The sequence below is a fragment of the Vibrio sp. D173a genome, assembly GCF_030248475.1.
Map to the genome: position 1 here is coordinate 1 of NZ_JAHGAH010001318.1, position 642 is coordinate 642.

Here is a 642-nt window from a genome sequence, read left to right on the forward strand (position 1 = left end):
ATTAGCTTTCCACGAACGTTGTCGTTGCTTAGGATCAAAGCCGCCGCTGCGCCGACCATAGCGCCTTTCCAGAATTCTTTATCACTCATACCAAAACTTCCTAATATCTCTTTGAATGTATTTGCTTCTTCCCCTAGTGCACCATCGAGCATCGCTTGTGCTTGTTCAAAGAGGGCATTGTTTTCCTCTTCTGGTTGAGGCGTTTGAGGGGCGTTTGCCTGATTGTATTGAGGTGGCATACCAGGATGTGCCATATGTGGTGGCATCATTCCTGGGTGCATAAACTGAGGATGCATCGGTTGACCGTGCATCATAAAGGGTGGCATTCCCATTGGGGGAGGCATATTAGGATCCCACTGACCATTCTGCTGGGCAGCGAAATAGGCATTTGCCATCTCCTTTTGCATATCCAACATTGCGTTGTAATACGCTTGATAGGGGTTGTTCGTCTCATTACTCAAGGTGTTCACTCCTTAGAGGTTTAGCTGCTCGGCGAGCGAGTAACATGCCTGCTCAGCATCTGCAGCAGAGTCGGAAAATAGAGCGTCTATGGTGCTAGGTGGAATACATGACGGGTCATATTCGATAACGATGCTGCCGGTCGCAGTGTTGATCTTGTAGTTTTTAAATGCCGGAACAGAT

At 48.0% G+C, this 642-nt stretch carries 1 pseudogene; it reads right to left on the reverse strand.

Features of this window, described 5'->3' with window-relative positions:
- Positions 1 to 461: pseudogene (locus KIV40_RS33085) on the reverse strand (YtxH domain-containing protein); the annotation flags it as partial.
- Between the last annotated feature and the right edge of the window lie 181 nt (positions 462 to 642).